Consider the following 24,388-nt stretch of genomic DNA (forward strand, 5'->3'; position numbering starts at 1 on the left):
GATGTCGGGTACCGAAGAGAAGCTCCGCCAGTACCTCAAGAAGGTCACGGCCGATCTGGGGCAGACGCGTCGGCGGCTTCGCGAGATGGAGGAGCGGTCACAGGAGCCGGTGGCCATCGTGAGCATGGCCTGCCGGTTCCCCGGCGGGATCGCCTCGCCCGAGGACTTGTGGGAGCTGGTCGCCTCGCGCGGGGACGCGATCGGGGAGTTTCCGACCAACCGCGGCTGGCGCCCCGAGGCCCTCTACCACCCGGACCCCGACCACTCCGGCACCAGCTACGTCCGCCATGGCGGATTCCTGGACCGGGCCGACGGCTTCGACGCCGCCTTCTTCGGCATCAGCCCGCGCGAGGCCCTGGCGGCCGAACCCCAGCAGCGCCAACTGCTCGAAATCGCCTGGGAGTTGATCGAACGCGCCGGAATCGACCCCACCTCGCTGAAGGGCACCCCCACCGGGGTCTACGCGGGCGCCGGAATTCTCGGCTTCGGCACCCCGCAGATCGAAAAGAGCGCGGAAGGATATCTGCTCACCGGAAACACCCTGAGCGTCGTCTCCGGCCGGGTGGCCTTCACCCTCGGTCTGGAGGGGCCCGCGGTGACGGTGGACACCGCATGCTCGTCATCCCTGGTCGCGATGCATCTCGCCTGCCAAGCGCTGCGGCAGGGCGAATGCACCCTGGCCCTGGCCGGCGGCGTGACCGTGATGACCACCCCGAACACCTTTGTGGAATTCTCCCGCCAGCGCGGCCTCGCCCCCGACGGCCGCTGCAAACCCTTCGCGGCCGCCGCCGACGGCACGGGCTTCTCGGAGGGCGTCGGGCTCCTGCTGCTGGAGCGGCTCTCCGACGCACGACGCAACGGCCACCAGGTGCTCGCGGTGATCCGGGGCTCGGCCATCAACCAGGACGGCGCGTCCAACGGGCTGACCGCGCCCAACGGCCCGTCCCAGCAGCGGGTGATCCGCCAGGCGCTGATCAACGCCCAGCTCTCCTCCGCCGAAGTGGACGCGGTGGAGGCACATGGCACGGGCACCACGCTCGGCGACCCGATCGAAGCCGAGGCCCTGCTCGCCGCGTACGGCCGGGACCGGCCGGAGGACCGGCCGCTGTGGCTCGGCTCGCTGAAGTCGAACATCGGCCATACGCAGGGTGCTGCGGGCGTGGCCGGGGTGATCAAGATGGTGATGGCGCTGCGCCATGAACTGCTGCCCGCCACGTTGTACGTGGATGAGCCGACCCCGCATGCGGACTGGTCCGGCGGCGGTGTGCGGCTGCTCACGGAGCCGGTGGAGTGGCCGAGCAACGAGCGGCCGCGCCGGGCCGGGGTCTCCGCGTTCGGGATCAGCGGCACCAATGCGCATGTGATCGTGGAGCAGGCGCCTGAGGGGGTTGTGCCGGGGGTGGATTCCTCTGGTGTGGGTGGGGTGGTGCCGTGGGTGGTGTCGGGGCGGACTGCGGAGGCGTTGCGGGGGCAGGCGGTGGCGTTGGCTGAGCGGGTGGGTGGCGTGGCGGAGCTGTCGTCTGTGGATGTGGGGTGGTCGTTGGTGACGGCGCGGTCGGTGTTTGAGCATCGGGCGGTGGTGGTGGGCGGTGACAGGGCCGAGTTGTCGGCTGCTGTGGAGGCGTTGGCGGGGGGTGTGTCGCATCCGGGTGTGGTGCTGTCGGGTGTCGCTGCGTTGGTGGGTGATGTGGGTCCGGTGTTGGTGTTTCCGGGTCAGGGTTCGCAGTGGGTGGGGATGGGTGCGGAGCTGCTGGAGGTGTCGGCGGTGTTTGCGGCGCGGGTGGGGGAGTGTGAGCGGGCGCTGGCGCCGTATGTGGAGTGGTCGCTTATGGATGTGTTGCGGGGGGCTGATGGTGCGGCGGATCTGGGGCGGGTGGATGTGGTGCAGCCGGTGTTGTGGGCGGTGATGGTGTCGTTGGCTGCGGTGTGGGCGGGGTATGGGGTGTGTCCTGCGGCGGTGGTGGGTCACAGTCAGGGTGAGATCGCGGCGGCTGTGGTGGCGGGGGCGCTGTCCTTGGAGGACGGTGCGAAGGTGGTGGCTTTGCGGAGCAAGGCGTTGCGGCGGTTGGCCGGTGGTGGGGCGATGGCCTCGCTGGGTGTGGGGCAGGAGCGGGCGGGGGAGTTGCTCTCCGGCCTGGGCGATGAGGCCGCTGGTGTGGGTGTGGCGGCTGTCAACGGGCCTTCGTCGACCGTGGTTTCGGGTCCGCCGGAGCAGGTGGCCGCCGTCGTCGCGGCGTGCCAGGAGGCGGGAGAGCGGGCACGGCTGATCGAGGTGGATTATGCCTCGCACGGTCCTCAGGTGGAGGAGATTCGTGGGGAGTTGGATGAGGTTCTGGGTGGTGTTTGCCCGGTTGTTGGTGGGGCGGATGAGGTGGCGTTCTATTCGACGGTGACCGGTGTGCGGGTGGACGCTTCTGTTTTGGACGCGGGCTATTGGGTGTCGAATTTGCGGGAGCGGGTGCGGTTCGCCGATGCGGTTGAGGCGTTGCTGGCGGATGGGCATCGGGTGTTTGTCGAGGTCAGCAGTCACCCTGTGTTGACTCTCGGTTTGCAGGAGACGTTCGAGCAGGTGGGTGTGGATGCGGTTGCCGTGCCCACGCTGCGTCGCGATCATGGTGGCCAGGATCAGTTTCTCCACTCGCTCGGCCAGGCGTTCATTGCTGGGGTCGAGGTGGACTGGAGGGCCGCGTTCCCGGGCGATCCCACGCCTCGTACGGTCGATCTGCCCACGTACGCCTTCCAGCACCAGCGCTATTGGATGAACGGCTCGGGCGCCGTCGGTGACCCCAGCGGCCTCGGTCTCGTCGCCGCCGACCATCCCTTGCTGGGCGCCGCCGTGGAGCTGGCCGATGGAAGCGCCCACCTGCTCACCGGGCGCATCGCGGCCGGTGGCGGTGACGACTGGCTCGGCGAACACATCGTGGCGAACGCCGTCCTGGCCCCGGGCGCGGCGCTGGTGGAGTGGGCGTTGCGGGCCGCCGACGAGGTCGGCTGCGGTGGGGTCGAGGAGCTGGCGCTACAGGTGCCGTTGGTGCTGCCGGAGTCGGGCGGGCTGCGCGTCCAGGTGGTGGTGGGCGCCGCGGCGGAGGACGGGCGGCGCGATGTACGAATCTACTCCCGTCCGGACGGCGAGGCCGACTCGGGCGCCGATGGCGGCTGGCTATGCCACGCCGAAGGGGTGCTGGCCCCGGCACCGGACGGCGCCGGCCAGTCGGCCGAGGGACTGGGCGGAACATGGCCTCCGGCGGGTGCGCAACCGGTGGATCTGGAGGGGTTTTACGAGCGTTCCGCGGCGGCGGGCTATGCGTACGGGCCGTCGCTCCAGGGGCTGCGTGCCGTGTGGCGGGACGGCGCTGATCTGCTGGCCGAGGTGGCGCTGCCCGAGGCGGCGGGGGACGCGGACGGCTTCGGCATCCACCCGGCGCTGCTCGACGCGGCCCTGCATCCGGCTCTTCTGCTCGACACCGGATCCGACCAGGAGCGGGACGGCGGCCAGGTGCTGTTGCCATTCGCCTGGAACGGGGTGTCGTTGTGGGCTGCTGGAGCGAGCACCGTACGGGTACGGCTCACCCCGCATCGGGATGGTGCCGAGGGCGAGCGCGGGCTGCGGCTGGTGGTGGCCGATGCCGTGGGCGACCCCGTTCTGACGGTTGACTCCCTGGTGACGCGACCGGCATCCGTAGAGCAGTTGTGGGGGGCGGCGGCACGTGGTGTGGACGGTCTGTTCGTTCTGGACTGGACCCCACTGCCGCAGTCGACGGGGGCTGAGGGGCCGGTGGCCGATCGCGACAACTGGGTGGTGCTGGCGACCGAGGGGGCGTATCCGGATCTGGCGGCGTTTCTCGCGGGGCTCGATGACGGGAAGCCGGTTCCGGCCGTGGTTCTCGCCGAGTTCCCGCGCTCGGACGCCGACGCCGACGCCGACGCCGACACCGCGACCGACATGGCGGCTGCTGGTCTGGCGGTGGCGCAACGCGCCCTGGAACTGGTGCAGAAGTGGCTGGCCGAGCCGCGGCTGGCCGATGCCCGGTTGGTCGTGGTGACGCGTGGCGCGGTCGCCGTCGCCGATGCCGAGGGCGGTACGGATGTGGCCGCCGCCGCGCTGTGGGGTCTCCTGCGGAGCGCTCAGGCGGAGAACCCGGGGCGCTTCCTTCTGCTCGACGCTGATCCCGACCTAGACGTAGACCTCGGCGTCGACACCGTGTCCGAGCGTCCCGCCGGCAGCCTGCGGGACGCCGTCGCGCGGGCGGTGGACCTGGATGAGCCGCAGTTGGCCGTACGGGATGGCCGGGCGTGGGTGCCACGGCTGATCCGTGCCTCCGCCGACAGCGGTTCGGAGGAGCGGGACACCCCGGCGGGGCTTGCCCCTGACGGCACCGTGCTGGTGACGGGCGGCACCGGCACCCTGGGCGGCCTGGTGGCCGAGCACCTGGTGCGCACGTGGCAGGTCGGCCATCTGCTCCTGGTGAGCCGTCGCGGGCCGGACGCCCCGGGAGCCCGCGAACTGGCCACCCGCCTGGAAGGGCTGGGTGCGCGGGTGCGGATCGCCGCCGTGGACGTCACGGACGCATCGGCGGTGGCCGAGCTCGTCGCAGGGGTCGAGGCCGAGCACCCGCTGACCGGTGTCATCCATGCCACGGGGCTGCTCGACGACGCGGTGACGACCTCGCAGACACCCGAACGGCTGGCCCGGGTGTGGGCGGCCAAGGCCACGGGCGCGGCGCATCTGCACACTGCCACCGCCGACCTTCCGCTGTCCCTGTTCGCGATGTTCTCGTCGGCCGCCGGGGTCATGGGCAGCCCGGGACAGGCCAACTACGCGGCGGCGAACGCCTTTTGCGACGCCCTCGCCGCACACCGTCAGGCCCGTGGCCTTCCGGGGCTGTCGGTGGCCTGGGGCTTGTGGGCCCAGTCCAGCGAGATGACCGGAAAACTCGCCGCCACGGACCGGGCCCGGATGTCCCGCTCGGGCATCGCCCCGATGTCCAGCGAGAAGGCGCTGGGCCTGCTCGACGCCGCCTGTGCGCAGGGCGGACCCCTGTGCGTCGCCGCCGCCGTCGATCCGGCCGGGGTGGCTGGTGGGGATCTTCCGGCGGTGTTGCGGGGGTTGGTGGCCGGTCGTACCAGGCGGCGGATCGCCGAGGGTGGCCTGTCGGCCTTGGGGTTGGCTGGGCGGTTGGTGGGGTTGGGGGTTGGTGCTCGGTTGGATGTGGTGGTGGAGGTGGTGCGGGGTGGTGTGGCGGTGGTGTTGGGGTTTGGTTCTGCGGGTGAGGTGCGGGTGGATGCCGCGTTCAAGGAGTTGGGTTTTGATTCGTTGACGGCGGTGGAGTTGCGTAATCGGTTGTCGGTGGTGACGGGGTTGCGGTTGCCGGCGACGATGGTGTTCGACTATCCGACGCCTCGGGTGCTGGCGGAGTATCTGTGCTCCCGGCTGACCGGCGAGACCGCCGGGTCGGCCGCGCACACGCCCGTAGTGGCGGCGGCCGACGCGGATGAGCCGATCGCGATCGTCGCGATGACCTGCCGGTTCCCGGGTGGGGTCAGTTCGCCGGAGGAACTCTGGAATCTGGTCGCCTCGGGCCGTGACGCCATCGGGGAGTTTCCCACCGGCCGAGGCTGGGACCTGGACGGCCTCTTCCACCCCGATCCAGACCACCCCGGCACCTCGTACGCGCGCAAAGGCGGGTTCCTGTACGACGCCGATGCGTTCGATGCGGCGTTCTTCGGGATCAATCCACGGGAGGCGCTGGCCACGGATCCGCAGCAGCGGTTGCTGTTGGAGGCGTCGTGGGAGGTGCTGGAGCGGGCGGGGCTCGATCCGGTGTCGTTGAAGGGCAGCCCGACCGGGGTCTATGCGGGCGTGATGTATCACGACTACGCGGCCGGGCTCAGCGGCGGCGACGCGAGGCTGGAGGGCTACGCCATGCTGGCCAGTTCGGGCAGCGTGGTCTCGGGCCGGGTGGCGTACACGCTGGGCTTCGAGGGTCCTGCGGTGACGGTGGATACGGCGTGTTCGTCGTCGTTGGTGGCGATGCATCTGGCGGCGCAGGCGTTGCGGCAGGGTGAGTGCACGCTGGCGTTGGCCGGTGGGGTGACGGTGATGGCCACGCCGGACGTGTTCACCGGTTTCTCCCGCCAGCGTGGCCTGGCCCCCGACGGCCGGTGCAAGCCCTTCGCGGCCGCCGCCGACGGCACCGGCTGGAGCGAAGGCGTGGGCGTACTGCTGCTGGAACGGCTCTCGGACGCCCGGCGCAACGGTCACGATGTCCTGGCCGTGATCCGTGGCTCCGCCGTCAATCAGGACGGTGCGTCGAACGGACTCACCGCGCCGAACGGCCCCTCACAGCAGCGAGTCATCCGGCAAGCGCTGACGAGCGCGGGGCTGTCGCCATCCGACATCGATGCGGTGGAGGCGCACGGCACGGGTACGACGCTGGGTGATCCGATCGAGGCGCAGGCACTGCTGGCCGCATATGGTCAGGCTCGCCCTGCCGGGAAGCCGCTGTTGCTCGGCTCGATCAAGTCCAACATCGGCCATGCCCAGGCGGCGGCGGGTGTGGCGGGCGTCATCAAGATGGTGCAGGCCATGCGCCACGGAACACTGCCCGCCTCCCTGCACATCGATGAGCCGAGCCCGCATGTGGACTGGGACAGCGGTGCGGTGCGGTTGCTGACCGAGGCGGTGGAGTGGCCGAATGGCGAACGGCCGCGCCGGGCCGGTGTGTCCTCGTTCGGCGCCTCCGGAACCAACGCCCATCTCCTTCTGGAGCAGGGCCCCGAGCCGGTCGAGCGTGTCACGACCGAACCCGTGGCCTCCCCCGACATGCGGGCGGTTCCATGGACGCTCTCCGCGCGGAGTGCGGAGGCGCTGTGCGGCCAGGCCGCCGCGCTGGCCGAACGCATGGCCAACTGCCCGGAGATGACAGCGGTCGAGGTGGGCTGGTCACTTGCCACCACCCGATCGCTGTTCGAGTACCGGGCGGTGGCGTTGGGCGATGACCGCGCCGAGCTGTTGGCTGCCGTGGAGGCACTGGCGAGCGGTGAGCCACATCCGGGTGTGGTGCTCTCCGGCAGTGGCGCGGCGACGGGCAAGACGGTGTGGCTCTTCAGCGGTCAGGGCAGCCAGCGCCAGGGGATGGGGGCCGGGCTGTACGAACGGTTCCCGGTGTTCGCCACGGCGTTCGACGAGGTCTGCGGCCTGCTCGACCCCCACCTGGAACATCCGCTCCGCGACGTGGTCTTCCACGGTGTGGCCGAGCGGCCGGGGCTCCTGGATCACACCACCTACGCCCAGGCTGGGCTGTTCGCCCTGCACATCGCCCTGGCGCGGCTGCTCGACTCGGTCGGCGTACGCCCCGACGCGGTCATCGGGCACTCCATCGGAGAGGTCGCGGCGGCCCATGTCGCCGGAGTATTCGACCTCCCCGACGCCTGCCGTCTCGTCGCCGCCCGCGCCACCCTGATGGGTGGGCTTCCCGAGGGCGGAGGCATGGTCACCATCGCGGCCACCGCCGACGAACTCGCCGAGGATCTGGCCCGATACGACGGCCAGGTGGGCATCGCCGCCCTCAACACCCCCGGCAACACCGTCGTCTCCGGCCCGGTCGAGCTGGTCGCCGACATCGGCAACGTCTGGGCGGCGAAGGGCCGCAAGACCAGGACCCTGACCGTCAGCCACGCCTTCCACTCCCCGCTGATGGACCCCATCCTGGAGCCGTTCGCGCAGGCCATCGACGGCCTGACGTTCCACCGGCCCACCCTTCCGGTGCTCAGCAACCTCACCGGTGAGCCGGCCGACGAGGAGATGGCCACGCCGGGCTACTGGGTGCGCCACATCCGTCAACCCGTACGTTTCCACCCCGCCGTCGCTCATATCGCGCCCGAAACCGGCGTCTTCCTCGAACTCGGCCCCGACCCCGTCCTCGCCACCGCGACCCAGCACACCCTTCAGCACTTCACCGCCGACGAGGCGACGACCGACGCCCACGCCGACGAGGGCGGGGCCGACCGAGCGACTCCGCTGGTCACAGCCACCCTGAGCCGTAAACGACCCGATGCGCACGCACTCGGCCACGCCCTCGCCCAACTGCACACCCATGGCACCGATATCGACTGGGCCCGCTGGTTCCCGGCCGACCCGGCGCCCCGGACGGTCGACCTGCCCACGTATGCCTTCCAGCGCGAGCGCTACTGGCTGGCCCAGGGCGGTGGCGTCGGGGATGTGGGGGCCGCCGGGCTGCAGCGGATCGAGCATGCGCAGTTGCCGGCGGCCGTCGGGCTCGCCGATGGCGGGCTGGTGCTCACCGGCCGGATCTCGGCCGGTGGCGCCGGGGGCTGGCTGGCCGAGCATGTGATGGCGGGCGCCGTGCTGGCGCCGGGCGCCGCGCTGGTGGAGTGGGCGCTGCGGGCCGCCGATGAGGCGGGCTGCGGCGGGGTGGAGGAGTTGGCGCTCCAGGTCCCGCTCGTCCTGCCCGCGTCCGGTGGGCTGCGCGTTCAGGTGGTGGCCGGCGTGGCCACCGAGGACGGGCGGCGTGATGTGCGGGTGTACTCCCGGCCCGACCGCGATGTCGAGCCCGGTGCTGAACCGGGCTGGGTATGCCATGCCGAGGGCGTTCTGAGTCCGCCGTCCCCGCAGGGCCCCGCGCGGGGCCCGGTGGACGAGCCGGGCCGGGCATGGCCTCCGGCGGGCGCGGAGCCCGTACGGCTGGACGGGTTCTACGAGCGCGCCGCGGCGTCGGGATACGCCTACGGGCCGTCGTACCGTGGCCTGCGGGCCGTATGGCGGGACGGCGCGGATGTGCTCGCCGAAGTGGCGCTGCCCGAGGCCGCCGGAGACCCGGAGGGATTCGGTATCCATCCGGCACTGCTGGATGCCGCGCTCCATCCGGCGTTCCTCCTCGACCGGCCCGGGCAGGAGCACGAGGACGGCCGGGTGTGGCTGCCGTTCGCCTGGAACGGCGTGTCGCTGTGGGCGGGCGGTGCCACGACCGTACGGGTCCGGCTCTCGCCCCGGGAGCAGGAAGCGGATGGCGCCGAGGGCGAGCGCGGTCTGCGGGTCGAGGTGGCCGACGCCCTGGGCGGTCCGGTGCTGACCGTCGACTCGCTGCTGATGCGACCTGCCGACATCGACCAACTGCGCACCTCCGGCGGGCCCGAGGTGGAGGGGCTGTTCGCCCTGGAGTGGACGCCCCTGCCCGTCCCCGCACCGGACACCGGCGCCGGACAGCAGGAGCCGGATCCGGCGGACGGCGGCGGTTGGGCGGTTCTGGGCCCGCAGGAGTACGGGCCGATCGTGCCGGGCGCGGTACACCACCCGCATCTGGAGGCGTTGGTGTCCGCCCTCGACGGTGGCGGCCCCGCCCCCTCCGTGGCCATCGCGTATCTGCCCGCGCTCGGCGGCTCGTCCGGAGGTGACACGGGTACGGACCTGGCGGCCGCCGGTCTGGCGGCCTCGGAGCGGGCGCTGGAACTGGTGCGGGGCTGGCTGGCCGAACCGCGGCTGGCCGAGACCCGGCTGGTGGTGGTCACGCGGGGAGCGGTCGCCATCGATACCTCCGAGGCAGAGGGCACCCCCGGGGCGGACGGCGCCTCCGAAACGGACGGCGCCGGAGACGGCGGCCTGGACGTGGCCGGGGCCGCCGTGTGCGGGCTGGTGCGCAGTGCGCAGGCGGAGAACCCGGGGCGATTCCTTCTGGTCGATCTCGACCCGGACTCCGAGCCGCTCGAAGAGAGTGTGCGCAGCGCCGTGACCTGGGCGGCGCACCTGGACGAACCGCAGGTCGCGCTGCGGGCGGGGCGGCTCCGGGTGCCCCGGCTGATGCGTGCCGGTGGCGTGAGCAGCGGGGGTGTGGCCGCACTGGTGGGACAGCCCGCATGGCGGCTGGAGCTGACCGGCGCGGCCACGGTGGAGAACGTGAAGCCGGTGCCGTGCCCCGAGGTGCTCGAGCCCCTCGGACCGCGTCAGGTGCGGGTGGCGGTGCACGCGGCCGGTATCAACTTCCGCGACGCGCTCATCAGTTTGGGCATGGTCCCGGGCCAGACCGGGCTCGGTGGCGAGGGCGCCGGTGTGGTGCTGGACGTCGGCCCCGAGGTGACCGGGGTCGCGGTGGGCGACCGGGTCATGGGGGTCTTCGACCGCGCGTTCGGCCCGACGGCGGTGACCGACGCCCGCATGGTGGCGCCCGTTCCCTCCGGGTGGGCCGCTCCGCAGGCGGCCTCGGCGCCGGTGGCGTTCCTGACCGCCTGGTACGGGCTCGTGGAGCTGGCCCGGCTCCAGGCCGGGGAGACGGTCCTGGTCCATGCCGCGACCGGCGGTGTGGGCATGGCGGCCGTACGGATCGCCCGGCATCTGGGGGCGGAGGTCTACGCGACGGCGAGCCCCGGCAAGCATGAGGTGCTGGAGGCGATGGGCATCGACGAGGCACACCGGGCCTCCTCACGCGATCTGGACTTCGAGGAGGTGTTCCGCGAGGCCACCGGCGGGCGTGGCGTCGATGTCGTGCTCAACAGCCTCGCCGGACCCTTCGTCGACGCCTCCCTGCGGCTGCTGGGCGAGGGCGGTCGGCTGATGGAGATGGGCAAGACCGACCTCCGTGACCCCGAGCGCGTCGCGGAGGAGCACCCAGGGGTGACGTACCAGCTCTACGACCTGATCACCGACGCCGGGCCCGAACACATCGGCCGGATGCTGGGTGAACTGGGCGAGCTGTTCGCCACCGGAGCCCTGCGGCCGCTGCCGGTGCGGACGTGGCCGCTCAGCCGGACACGTGAGGCGCTGCGCCATCTCAGCCAGGCCAAGCACACCGGCAAGCTGGTCCTGGACGTCCCCGCCCCGGTGGACCCGGACGGCACCGTCCTCATCACCGGTGGCACCGGCACCCTGGGCGCGCTGGTCGCCGAACACCTCGTACGCGTCTGGCGCATCGGGCATCTGCTGCTGGTGAGCCGCCGGGGCCCGGCAGCGCCGGGCGCCCGCAACCTCGCCGACCGGCTGACCGCCCTGGGAGCGCGGGTACGCATCGTCGCCGCCGATGTCACCGACGCGGCAGCCGTGGCCGACCTGGTGGCGGGGGTCGATCCCGGGCATCCGCTGACCGGAGTCATCCATGCGGCCGGTGTGCTGGACGACGCGGTCGTCACCGCGCAGACTCCAGAGCGGCTGGCCCGGGTCTGGGCGGCGAAGGCCACCGCCGCGGCGCATCTGCACGCCGCGACGGCGCATCTGCGCCTGGGCGCGTTCGTGCTGTTCTCGTCGGCCGCCGGGGTCATGGGCAGCCCGGGACAGGCCAACTACGCGGCGGCCAATGCCTTCTGCGACGCGCTGGCGGCCCATCGCCAGGCACTGGGCCTGCCGACGGTCTCCGTGGCCTGGGGCCTGTGGGCCGAATCCAGCGAGATGACCGGCGGCCTCGCCGACGCGGACCTGGCCCGGATGACGCGCTCGGGCGTCACCGCGATGGCCGCCGACCATGCCCTCCGGCTGCTCGACGCGGCGGCCGAGCACGGTGGCCACCTGCTGATCGCGGCGGATCTGAACACGCGTGTCCTGGCGGCCCAGCCCGCCGACACTCTCCCCGCCACGCTCCGCGCCCTCGCCGCATCGGGCGCCGGTGGCGCGGCGGCGCGACGTACGGCGGCGGCAGCCGATGCGCGGCCGGACGACTGGGCCGGCCGGCTGGCGGGCCTGTCCGCCGCGGAACAGCACCGCGCGGTCCTCACGTTGGTCCGTGGCCATGTGGCCACCGTGCTCGGGCATGCCAGCGCCGAAGCGGTGCAGGCCGACACCAACTTCAAGGAGCTGGGCTTCGACTCCCTGACCGCCGTCGAACTGCGCAACCGGCTCGCCGCCGCCACCGGTCTGCGGCTGCCCGCCGCCCTCGTCTTCGACTATCCGGAAGCGGCCGTGCTCGCCGACTACCTGCTGGAGCGCATCGCCCCGGCGGTCGGCGCCGCCCCGGGCCGGGACGGCGCCGATCCGGTCCTCAACGAACTGGCCAGGCTCGAAGCCACCCTGATCGGCCTCGAGATGGAAGACGACGATTCGGGGGCGGTCACGGCACGGCTCGAAAGCCTGCTGGCGAAGTGGAAAGCGACACGAAAGCCGGCGGAGGAAGAAATGACCGCCGCGGAGAGGCTGGAGTCCGCGTCCGCGGCCCAGGTTCTCGACTTCATCGACAACGAACTGGGTGTGTCCTGAATGTGCCGGGCGCGACGATCGCTGAGGCCGGGTGAAACCTCATGGTGAACGTGAATGAAGACAAACTGGTCGAGTATCTCAAGCGCGTCTCCGCGGATCTGCACGATACGCGCCTACGTTTGCGCGAGGTGGAGGAGCGATACCAGGAGCCGATCGCGGTCGTGAGCATCGCCTGCCGGTTCCCGGGCGGGGTGAACACGCCCGAGGACCTGTGGCGGCTGGTCACCGGCGGTGTGGACGCGATCGGGGACTTTCCCACCGACCGCGGCTGGGATCTCGACAGCCTCTATCACCCGGACCCGGACCACCCCGGCACCACCTATGTCCGCCGGGGCGGATTCCTCTACGACGCCGACCGATTCGACCCCCAGTTCTTCGGCATCAGCCCCCGCGAGGCGCTCGCCACCAGCCCTCAGCAGCGACTGCTGCTGGAAACCGCCTGGGAGGCATGCGAACGGGCGGGGCTAGACCCGGTGTCCCTCAAGGGCTCCCGGACGGGCGTCTACGCCGGGACGGCGACCACCGGCGGCGCCACATCCGGTGACCTTCCGCAGAAGGGATCCGAGGGATACGCGGGCAACGCACCGAGCCTGCTGTCGGGCCGGGTGTCGTACACCTTCGGCCTCGAAGGACCGGCCGTCACGCTGGAGACGGCGTGCTCGTCATCCCTGGTCGCGATCCATCTGGCCTGCCAGGCACTGCGGCAGGAGGAATGCACCCTGGCCCTGGCGGGCGGGGTGACGGTGATGGCCACCCCCGAGGTGTTCACCGGCTTCTCCCGGCAACGGGGGCTGTCCCCGGACGGGCGCTGCAAGGCGTTCTCGGTGCACGCCGACGGCACGGGATGGGGCGAAGGCGTCGGACTCGTCCTACTGGAGCGGCTGTCCGACGCCCGGCGCAACGGGCATGAGGTGCTCGCGGTGATCCGTGGCTCGGCCATCAACCAGGACGGCGCGAGCAACGGATTCAGCGCGCCGAACGGCCCGTCCCAGCAGCGGGTGATCCGCCAGGCCCTCGCCAGCGCCCGGCTGGCCCCGTCCGAGGTGGACGCGGTGGAGGCGCATGGCACGGGCACCAAGCTGGGCGACCCGATCGAGGCCGACGCGCTGATCGCCACCTACGGCCGGGACCGGCCGGAGGACCGGCCGCTGTGGCTCGGCTCGCTGAAGTCCAACATTGGCCATACGCAGGGCGCGGCGGGTGTGGCCGGTGTGATCAAGATGGTCATGGCCCTGCGACACGGCGTACTCCCGGCCACCCTCCATGCCGAGGAGCTGACCCCCCATGTGGAGTGGGACGGCGGCGGTGTGCGACTGCTGACGGAGGCGGTCGAGTGGCCGACGGGTGAGCGCCCGCGCCGGGCCGGTGTGTCGTCCTTCGGGATCAGCGGCACCAATGCGCATGTGATCGTGGAGCAGGCGCCTGTGGAGGTTGCGCCGGAGGTGGATTCCTCTAGTGTGGGTGGGGTGGCGCCGTGGGTGCTGCCGTGGGTGGTGTCGGGGCGGACTGCGGAGGCGTTGCGGGGGCAGGCGGCGGCGTTGGCTGAGCGGGTGGGTGGGGATTCGGGGTTGTCGGCGGTGGACGTGGGGTGGTCGTTGGCCACTACGCGGTCGGTGTTCGAGCATCGGGCGGTGGTGGTGGGCGGTGACAGGGCCGAGTTGTCGGCTGCTGTGGAGGCGTTGGCGGGGGGTGTGTCGCATCCGGGTGTGGTGCTGTCGGGTGTTGCTGCGGTGGTGGGTGATGTGGGTCCGGTGTTGGTGTTTCCGGGTCAGGGTTCGCAGTGGGTGGGGATGGGGGCGGAGCTGCTGGAGGTGTCGGCGGTGTTCGCGGCCCGGGTGGCGGAGTGTGAGCGGGCGCTGGCGCCGTATGTGGAGTGGTCGCTCACGGATGTGTTGCGCCGCGCGGAGGGTGGGGCGGATCTGGGGCGGGTGGATGTGGTGCAGCCGGTGTTGTGGGCGGTGATGGTGTCGCTGGCTGCGGTGTGGGCGGGGTATGGGGTGTGTCCTGCGGCGGTGGTGGGTCACAGTCAGGGTGAGATCGCGGCGGCTGTGGTGGCGGGGGCGCTGTCCTTGGAGGACGGCGCCAAGGTGGTGGCCTTGCGGAGCAAGGCGTTGCGGCGGTTGGCCGGTGGTGGGGCGATGGCCTCGCTGGGTGTGGGTCAGGAGCGGGCGGGGGAGTTGCTCTCCGGCCTGGGCGATCAGGCCGCTGGTGTAGGCGTAGCCGCGGTCAACGGGCCTTCGTCGACCGTGGTTTCGGGTCCGCCGGAGCAGGTGGCCGCCGTCGTCGCGGCGTGCCAGGAGGCGGGAGAGCGGGCACGGCTGATCGAGGTGGATTATGCCTCGCACGGTCCTCAGGTGGAGGAGATCCGGGAGGAGTTGAATGAGGTTCTGGCCGGTGTGCGTCCGCTGGATACGTCGGGTTCGGGTACGGCGTTCTACTCCACCGTGACCGGTGGCCGTGTCGTCACGACCGACCTGGATACCGGTTATTGGGTGGCGAATCTGCGGGAGCGGGTGCGGTTCACCGATGCTGTCCAGGCGTTGCTGGCGGACGGGCATCGGGTGTTCATCGAGGCCAGTACGCATCCCGTGCTCACGCTCGGCCTTCAGGAGACCTTCGAGGAAGCCGAGGTGACGGCCGTCACCGTGCCGACCCTGCGCCGCGATCACGGCGGCCGGGCCCAGCTTCTCCACTCGCTCGGCCAGGCGTTCACCGCCGGGGTCGAGGTGGACTGGAGGACCGCGTTCCCGGCCGACCCCACCCCCCGTACGGTCGATCTGCCCACGTATGCCTTCCAGCGCCAGCGCTACTGGGCCACTGCCACCGGCGGGGTCGGCGATATGGGTGCCGCGGGGCTGCAGCGGGTGGAGCACCCGTTATTGCGGGCGGCGGTGGGTCTTGCCGATGGCGGGCTGGTGCTGACCGGACGGGTGTCGGCCACTGGCGGCGACGGCTGGCTCGGTGACCATGTGGTCGCCGGAGCGCCACTGGTGCCGGGTGCGGCGCTGGTGGAGTGGGCGTTACGGGCGGCCGACGAGGTGGGCTGTGGCCGCATCGAGGAACTGGCACTGCAGGTCCCGTTGGTGCTGCCGCCGTCGGGTGGGCTGCGGGTGCAGATCGTCGTGGGCGAGGCCGCCGAGGACGGGCGGCGCGATGTGCGGGTGCACTCCCGGCCCGACCGCGATGCCGAGCCCGGCGCGGATCCGGACTGGGTGTCCCATGCGGAGGGCGTCCTGTGCCCGCCGGCCGCGCCGAGCGCGGCCGAGGAGCTGGGCGGAGTCTGGCCTCCCGAGGGCGCGAAGCCGTTAGATGTCGAGGGGTTCTACGAGCATGCCGTGGCGGCGGGCTATGCGTACGGGCCGTCGTTCCAGGGGCTGCGTGCCGTGTGGCGGGACGGCGCTGATCTGCTGGCCGAGGTGGCGCTGCCCGAGGCGGCGGGGGACGCGGACGGCTTTGGCATCCACCCGGCACTGCTCGACGCCGCCCTGCATCCCATGCTGCTCGCCGCCGACCTCGAGTCGGCGGACGACAGGGTGATGAGACTGCCGTTCGCCTGGAATGGCGTCTCCCTGTGGGCCGCGGAGGCGACCACGGTCCGGGTCCGGCTCTCGCCCCGCCAGCCCTCTCCCCATCAGGACGGTTCAGTGGGGGAAGGCGGGTTGCGAGTGGTCGTGGCCGATGCCATGGGCGCCCCGGTGCTGACGGTCGACTCCCTGACGATGCGCCCCGTCGACCCCAGCCAGTTGAGGTCCGGGGGCGGACGTGGCGTCGATGGGCTGTTCACGCTGGGCTGGGTCCCGATGCCCGGCGTGCCGGAGGTGGACACCTCCGACGCCATGGGCTGGGTCGTGCTGGGTGAGGACGCCTTGCACCTGGCCGAGGAGCCCGGACTCGGCGATGGGCGAGTGGTGTGCCATCCGGGTCTTGAAGCGTTGGCCGCCGCACTCGACGACGGCGCGCCACCTCCCGCCTTCGCCGTGACCTACCTGCCCGCAGGAGGTGGCCCGCAGGAGGCCGGAGCCGCGGCGAAGGCGGCCGATGGCTTGGCTGCCGTCGGCCGAGCGCTGGAGCTGGTGCAGGCGTGGCTGGCCGAACCGCGTTGGGCCGAAACCCGGTTGGTGGTGGTGACAGGCGGTGCGGTGTCGACCGGAGGCACTGAAGACGGGGATTCCGGCGACGACGAGCTGAATGCGGCCGCGGCAGGGCTGTGGGGCCTGCTGCGCAGTGCGCAGGCGGAACACCCGGACCGGTTCATCCTCCTCGACCTTCACCAGGCCACCAATCCGACCGCAGGCGATGTGGCGGATGCCGTCGTCCGTGCCGTACAGGCGGACGAGCCACAGGCGGCGCTCCGCTCCGGGCGTCTGATGGTGCCCCGACTGACGCGCGCACGCGACACCGACGGCGCCGACGAGAGCGAATCGGGAGGACTGGCCCCTGGTGGGCTCGATCCCGACGGTACGGTGCTGATCACCGGTGGTACGGGCCTGCTGGGCGGCCTGGTGGCCGAGCATCTGGTGCGTACGTGGCAGGTCGAGCATCTCGTCCTGGTCAGCCGCCGTGGCTCGGACGCGCCCGGCGCACCGGAGTTGGCCGAGCGGCTGAGCGACCTGGGCGCGCAGGTGCGGATCGCCGCGGTGGATGTCACGGTCGGCGACGCGGTCGCCGCCGCGGTGGCCGGTATCGACCCGGCGCATCCGCTGACCGGTGTCATTCATGCGGCCGGGCTGCTGGATGACGCGGTGGTCACTTCACAGACCCGGGAACAGGTGGCGCGGGTGTGGGCGGCGAAGGCCGCGTCGGCCGCCCATTTGCACACCGCCACGGCGGATCTTCCGCTCCGCATGTTCGTGATGTTCTCCTCGGCTGCCGGAGTCGTGGGCAACGCGGGTCAGGCCGGATACGCGGCGGCGAACGCGTTTGTCGATGCCCTGGTCGCCCAGCGGCGGGCGCTCGGACTGCCCGGGCTTTCGCTGGCCTGGGGGCTGTGGGCCCAGGCCAGCGAGATGACCGGGCATGTGGGCCGGGCCGACCTGACGCGACTGCGCGGGATGAGGCCGTTGTCGTCCGAGCGCGGGCTGGCCCTGCTGGACGCAGCATGCCGGTACGCGAGCCCGCTGATGGTGGCCGTGGACTTCGATCCGGCCGGGGCGGCCGGTGGGGATCTTCCGGCGGTGTTGCGGGGGTTGGTGGCCGGTCGTACCAGGCGGCGGATCGCCGAGGGTGGCCTGTCGGCCTCGGGGTTGGCTGGGCGGTTGGTGGGGGTGGGGGTTGGTGCTCGGTTGGATGTGGTGGTGGAGGTGGTGCGGGGTGGTGTGGCGGTGGTGTTGGGGTTTGGTTCTGCGGGTGAGGTGCGGGTGGATGCCGCGTTCAAGGAGTTGGGTTTTGATTCGTTGACGGCGGTGGAGTTGCGTAATCGGTTGTCGGTGGTGACGGGGTTGCGGTTGCCGGCGACGATGGTGTTCGACTATCCGACGCCTCGGGTGCTGGCGGAGTATCTGTGCTCCCGGCTGACCGGCGAGACCGCCGGCTCCCGTGCCCCCGTCGTGGCGAGGGCCGATACGGACGATCCCGTGGCGATCATCGGCATGACCTGCCGTTTCCCGGGAGGCGCGAACTCCCCTGAAGCGCTGTGGGACCTGGTCGCCTCGGGGAAGGACGTGATCGGGGAGTTTCCGATCGGCCGAGGCTGGGATCTGGACGGGCTGTTCCATCCGGACCCCGATCACCCCGGCACCAGCTATGCCCACGAGGGTGCCTTCCTCCATGACGCCGATGCGTTCGATGCGGCGTTCTTCGGGATCAATCCGCGGGAGGCGCTGGCCACCGATCCGCAGCAGCGGTTGCTGTTGGAGGCGTCGTGGGAGGTGCTGGAGCGGGCGGGGATCGATCCGGTGTCGGTGAAGGGCAGTCCGACCGGTGTGTACGCGGGCGTGATGTATCACGACTACGCGGCCGGGCTGAGCGGTGGCGCCGATGTGAAGCTCGAGGGCTATGCGATGCTCGCGGGTTCGGGCAGCGTGGTCTCGGGCCGGGTGGCGTACACGCTGGGCTTCGAGGGTCCTGCGGTGACGGTGGATACGGCGTGTTCGTCGTCGTTGGTGGCGATGCATCTGGCGGCGCAGGCGTTGCGGCAGGGTGAGTGCACGCTGGCGTTGGCCGGTGGGGTGACGGTGATGGCCACGCCGGATGTGTTCACCGGTTTCTCCCGTCAGCGTGGCCTGGCCCCCGATGGCCGGTGCAAGCCCTTCGCGGCCGCCGCCGACGGGACGGGCTGGGGCGAGGGCGCGGGTGTGCTGCTGTTGGAGCGGCTGTCGGACGCTCGGCGCAACGGCCATGAGGTGCTGGCGGTGATCCGTGGGTCGGCCGTCAATCAGGACGGTGCGTCGAATGGACTCACGGCGCCGAACGGTCCGTCGCAGCAGCGGGTGATCCGTCAGGCGCTGGCGAGCGCCGGGCTGTCGGTCTCGGATGTCGATGCGGTGGAGGCGCACGGTACGGGTACGACGCTGGGTGATCCGATCGAGGCGCAGGCGCTGCTGGCCACTTACGGTCAGGATCGCCCTGACGGGAAGCCGCTGTTGCTCGGCTCGATCAAGTCCAACATTGGGCATACGCAGGCGGCGGCGGGTGTGGCGGGCGTCATCAAGATGGTGCAGGCCATGCGCCACGGAACACTGCCCGCCTCCCTGCACATCGATGAGCCGAGCCCGCATGTGGACTGGGACAGCGGTGCGGTGCGGTTGCTGACCGAGGCGGTGGAGTGGCCGAACGGCGAGCGGCCGCGCCGGGCCGGTGTGTCCTCGTTCGGCGCCTCCGGCACCAACGCCCACGTCATCCTCGAACAGGCTCCCGCTCCGCCCGAGGAGGATGAGCAGACGGAGCCGGTCCTCTCCGACGTGGGCACGGTCCCGTGGGTGCTCTCGGCGCGGAGCGCGGAGGCGCTGCGCGGCCAGGCCGCCGCCCTGGGTGAACGTGTGGGCGGCGCATCCGAGCTCTCGTCCGTCGATGTGGGGTGGTCGCTGGTCACTTCGCGGTCGGTGTTCGAGCATCGGGCGGTGGTGGTGGGCGATGACCGTGCCGAGCTGTTGGCCGCCGTGGAGGCGTTGGCGGGGGATGTCTCGCATCCGGGCGTGGTGCGGTCGGATGCGGCGGCGCCGGCGGGTGATGTGGGTCCGGTGTTGGTCTTTCCCGGTCAGGGTTCGCAGTGGGCCGGTATGGGCGCCGAGCTGCTGGAGGTGTCGCCGGTGTTCGCGGCCCGCGTGGCGGAGTGCGAGCAGGCGCTGGCGCCGTACGTGGACTGGTCCCTTACGGATGTGTTGCGCCGCGCGGAGGGTGCATCGGATCTGGGGCGGGTGGATGTGGTCCAGCCCGTGCTGTGGGCGGTGATGGTGTCACTGGCCACGGCGTGGGCCGGACACGGCGTGCGTCCTGCGGCGGTGGTGGGCCATAGCCAGGGTGAGATCGCGGCGGCTGTTGTCGCGGGGGCGCTGTCCCTGGAGGACGGCGCCAAGGTCGTGGCCTTGCGGAGCAAGGCGTTGCGGCGGTTGGCCGGTGGTGGGGCGATGGCCTCGCTCGGTGTGGGTCAGGAGCGGGCGGGGGAGTTGCTCTCCGGCCTGGGCGATCAGGCCGCTGGTGTAGGCGTAGCCGCGGTCAACGGGCCTTCGTCGACCGTGGTTTCGGGTCCGCCGGAGCAGGTGGCCGCCGCCGTCGCAGCGTGCCAGGAGGCGGGAGAGCGGGCACGGCTGATCGAGGTGGACTATGCCTCGCACGGTCCTCAGGTGGAGGAGATCCGGGAGGAGTTGAATGAGGTTCTGGCCGGTGTGCGTCCGCTGGATACGTCGGGTTCGGGTACGGCGTTCTACTCGACCGTGACCGGTGGCCGTGTCGTCACGACCGACCTGGACACCGCTTACTGGGTGGCGAATCTGCGGGAGCGGGTGCGGTTCACCGATGCCGTTCAGGCGTTGCTGGCGGACGGGCATCGGGTGTTCGTCGAGGCCAGTACGCATCCCGTGCTCACGCTCGGCCTTCAGGAGACCTTCGAGGAAGCCGAGGTGACGGCCGTCACCGTGCCGACCTTGCGCCGTGATCACGGTGGCCGGGCCCAGCTTCTCCACTCACTCGCCCAGGCGTTCACCGCTGGAGTCGACGTCGACTGGACCACTCTGTACCCGAGCGCCCCGCCACCCCGCGTGGTCGCACTGCCCACCTACGCGTTCCAGCGCGAGCGCTACTGGCTCGATGGCCACGGTGGACGCGCCGGCGACCCGGCCGACCTCGGGCTCGTCTCCGCCGGACATCCGCTGCTGGGTGCCGCTGTCGAGCTTGCCGATGGCCGTGGCCATGTGCTGACGGGCCGGATTTCAGCCCGTGCGCATACCTGGCTCGGTGAGCATGTGGTGGCGGACGCGGTGCTGGTACCGGGCGCAGCGCTGGCCGAGTGGGTGCTGCGGGCGGCCGATGAGGTTGGCTGTGGCGGAGTGGATGAATTGGCGCTGCGGGTGCCGCTGGTCCTGCCGTCGTCGGGCGCGCTTCGGGTGCAGGTCGTCGTGGGCGAGGCCGCCGAGGACGGGCGTCGTGATGTGCGGGTGTACTCCCGGCTCGCCGGTGAAGGAGACTCCGCCACGGGATGGGTGTGCCATGCGGAGGGTGTGTTGAGCGCACCCGCGGACCGTTCCGACGAGGCGCTGGGACTGGGCGGGGCGTGGCCCCCGGCCGGTGCGGCACCGCTCGGCGTCGAGGGGTTCTACGACCGGGTCGCGGCCTCGGGATATGCCTATGGACCGTCGTTCCAGGGGCTGCGGGCCGTATGGCGGGACGGCGCGGATGTGTGCGCGGAGGTGGCCCTGCCCGAGGCCGCCGGGGAGCAGGCCGGATTCGGCATCCACCCAGCACTGCTGGACGCCGCGCTGCATCCCGCGCTGCTGATCGACCAGCTCGACGCGGACGACACCGAGACCGATACCGAAGCCTCAGATGGCCGGGTCTGGCTGCCGTTCGCCTGGAACGGCGTGACGTTGTGGGCGGCCGGGGCCACCACGGTCCGGGTTCGGCTCTCTCCTCAGCAGGAGAACGCCGAGGGCGAGCGCGCACTGCGGCTGACCGTGGCCGACGCCGTCGGCGCTCCGGTGCTGACCGTGGACTCCGTGGCGATGCGGCCCGCGAGCATCGATCAGTTGCGGGCGGCGGTGGCCCACGGCAGCCGCGGCACGGACAGCCTGTTCACCGTCGACTGGACGCCACTGCCGCTCGCGGCCGGGGCCGAAGAGGCGGCGGCCGGCGACGATGGCTGGGCCGTCCTGGGCGCCGAAGGCCACCCGGATCCTGCCGCGCTGGTGGCGGCACTCGGTGATGAGGAGCCCGTCCCGCCGGTCGTTCTCGCCGATATGACCGCCCTGACCAGCCCCACCGATGCGGGCGCCGAGGAGGCGTCGGCCGAGGCGCTGTCGGCGACGGAACGGGCGCTGGAACTGGTGCGGGGCTGGCTGGCCGAACCGCGATTGGCGGATGCCCGGTTGGTGGTGGTCACGCGAGGCGCGGTCGCGGTCGACGGCCCCGAGAGCACCACCCGGGTGGACCTGGCCGCGGCCGCCGTGTGGGGCCTCGTACGCAGCGCACAGTCGGAGAACCCCGGCCGGTTCGTCCTCCTCGACCGCGACGACGACCTCGACGTCAACGCCAACCCCAACGCCAACCGCAACCCCAACGCCAACGCCGCCCCCCACACCGACGCCGTGCGCATCGCCGTGGCGCGCGCCGTGGAGATGGACGAGCCCCAGTTGGCCCTGCGTGCCGGCCGGGCACTGGTGCCCCGTCTGGTCCATGCCGGTACCGGGGGCGCAGGGCTGGTGGGCCCCGTGGAGCAGCCGGAAGCATGGCGGCTGGACACGGCGGGCACGGCGACCCTGGAGAACGTCGTACCCGTGCCCTGCCCCGAGGTGCTGGAGCCCCTGGCCGCTGGCCAGGTACGGATCGCCGTACGCGCCGCCGGTGTCAACTTCCGTGATGTGCTGGTCGGTTTGGGCATGGTGCCCGGACAGACCGGACTCGGCGGTGAGGGCGCCGGAGTGGTGGTGGACATCGGCCCCGAGGTGACCCATGTGTCCGTGGGCGATCGCGTCATGGGCGTCCTCGACCAGTCGTTCGGGCCACTGGCGGTCACCGACGCGCGGTTGCTGGCGCCGATCCCGGACGGCTGGAGCTTCCGGCATGCGGCGGCCGTACCGGTGGCCTACCTCACCGCCTGGTACGGACTGACCGACCTCGCCGGGCTCCGGCCGGGGGAGTCGGTACTGATCCATGCCGCGACCGGTGGTGTGGGGACGGCCGCGGTACGGATCGCACGGCACCTGGGCGCGGAGGTCTACGCCACGGCGAGCCACGGCAAGCATGCGGTGCTGGAGGCGATGGGCATCGACGAGGTGCATCGGGCCTCCTCACGCGATCTGGACTTCGAGGAGACGCTCCGGGAGGCCACTGGCGGCCGGGGTGTGGATGTGGTGCTCAACAGTCTTGCCGGGGAGTTCGTGGACGCCTCGCTCCGTCTCCTCCGCGAAGGCGGCCGGTTGCTGGAGATGGGCAAGACCGATGTCCGCGACCCGCAGCTGATCGCGGCCGAGTATCCCGGGGTGACCTACCGGGTCTACGACCTGATCACGGACGCCGGGCCGGATCGTATCGGCCAAATGCTGCGGGAGCTGGGCGAGTTGTTCGCCTCCGGACTGCTGGAGCCGCCACCGGTACGGGCGTGGCCGCTCAGCCGGGCGCGTGAGGCGTTGCGATATCTCAGCCAGGCCAAGCACACCGGCAAGCTGGTTCTGGACGTCCCAGCCCCCGTGGACCCGGACGGCACCGTGCTCATCACCGGTGGCACCGGCACCCTCGGCAAGCACGTCGCCGAGCACCTCGTCCGCGCCTGGAACATCCGCCATCTGCTGCTGGTGAGCCGCAGCGGCCCCGACGCCCCCGGCGCACCGGAGCTGCTGGCCCACCTCACCGACCTGGGCGCCGAGGCCCGGATCGTGGCCGCGGACGTCACCGACGGCGCCGCGGTGAACGACCTCGTCGCGAGCATCGACCCGGCGCATCCCCTGACCGGTGTCGTCCACGCGGCGGGTGTCCTGGACGACGCGGTGGCCACCTCGCAGACCCCCGAGCATCTGGCGCGGGTGTGGGGGCCCAAGGCCACGGCAGCGGCCCATCTCCATGCCGCCACCGCCCATCTGCGGCTCGGCATGTTCGTGATGTTCTCCTCGGCCGCGGGGGTGATGGGCAGTCCCGGCCAGGCCAACTACGCGGCGGCCAACGCCTATTGCGACGCCCTGGCCACCCACCGCCAGGCCATGGGACTCCCGGGGGTTTCGGTGGCCTGGGGGCTGTGGGCCGATGCCAGCGGGATGACCGGGCATCTGGACGAGGCGGACCTGGCCAGGATGTCCCGCTCCGGCATCGCCGCCATGTCCGGCGAGCGGGCGCTGGGGCTGATGGACGCCGCCTGCTGGCACGGTGCCCCGCAGCCCGCGGCCGTCCAGCTCGACCTCCGGGCCCTGGCCGCCCAGCCCGCGGACACCCTGCCCGCCCTGCTGCGCACGCTCCTCGACAACGGAACGACCACCCGTCGTACCGCCGCCACCGGGGCGCCCGCCGCCGGTCTGGTCGCCCAGCTCGCGGCGGTGCCCGTGGAGGAACAGCACCGGATCCTGCTCACACTGGTGCGCACGCAGGCCGCGGCGGTTCTGGGCCACACCGACGCCGGGACGGTATCCGCCGACAGCCCCTTCAAGGATCTGGGCTTCGACTCGCTGACCGGCGTCGAACTGCGCAACCGGCTCGCCGCCGCCACCGGGCTGCGGCTCCCCGCCACCGTCGTCTTCCGGCATCCGACGCCCTCGGCCATCGCCGCCGAACTGCGCGAGAAGCTGTGCCCCGCGCAGGCGGACACCTCGGCGCCGGTCTTCGGCGAGCTGGAGAGGCTGGAGGCGGCGATGGCGCGCCTCGTACCCCACGACGAGGCCCGTGACCGGCTGGCGAAGCGCCTGGAGGCGCTGCTGTGGCGCCTGACCGACGACACACCCGCCGAGGCCACAGGCAAGCGCCACCCCACCGTGGACGACGGCGCCCTCGACTCCGCGTCGGACGACGAGTTGTTCGAGTTCATCGACAGGGAACTGCCCTCTTGATCGTGAGTGA

At 71.8% G+C, this 24,388-nt stretch carries 2 protein-coding genes; both read left to right on the forward strand.

Annotated elements, in window-relative coordinates; all coding sequences use genetic code 11:
- Position 1 precedes the first annotated feature (1 nt).
- On the forward strand, positions 2–12,196 hold the full coding sequence (locus tag STRVI_RS18095) for a type I polyketide synthase (RefSeq protein WP_014057117.1): 12,195 nt from the start codon (positions 2–4) through the stop codon (positions 12,194–12,196).
- A gap of 41 nt (positions 12,197–12,237) precedes the next feature.
- A complete protein-coding gene (locus STRVI_RS18100) occupies positions 12,238–24,378 on the forward strand; it encodes a type I polyketide synthase (protein WP_014057118.1) in 12,141 nt (4,046 codons plus the stop codon).
- Positions 24,379–24,388 lie beyond the last annotated feature (10 nt).

It is taken from the genome of Streptomyces violaceusniger Tu 4113, from assembly GCF_000147815.2.
GTDB lineage: Bacteria > Actinomycetota > Actinomycetes > Streptomycetales > Streptomycetaceae > Streptomyces > Streptomyces violaceusniger_A.

Excerpts from the sequence above, each read along its gene's own strand:
- STRVI_RS18095 (WP_014057117.1), top strand. The coding sequence starts at position 2 with ATGTCGGGTACCGAAGAGAAGCTCCGCCAGTACCTCAAGAAGGTCACG.
- STRVI_RS18100 (WP_014057118.1), top strand. The coding sequence starts at position 12,238 with ATGGTGAACGTGAATGAAGACAAACTGGTCGAGTATCTCAAGCGCGTC.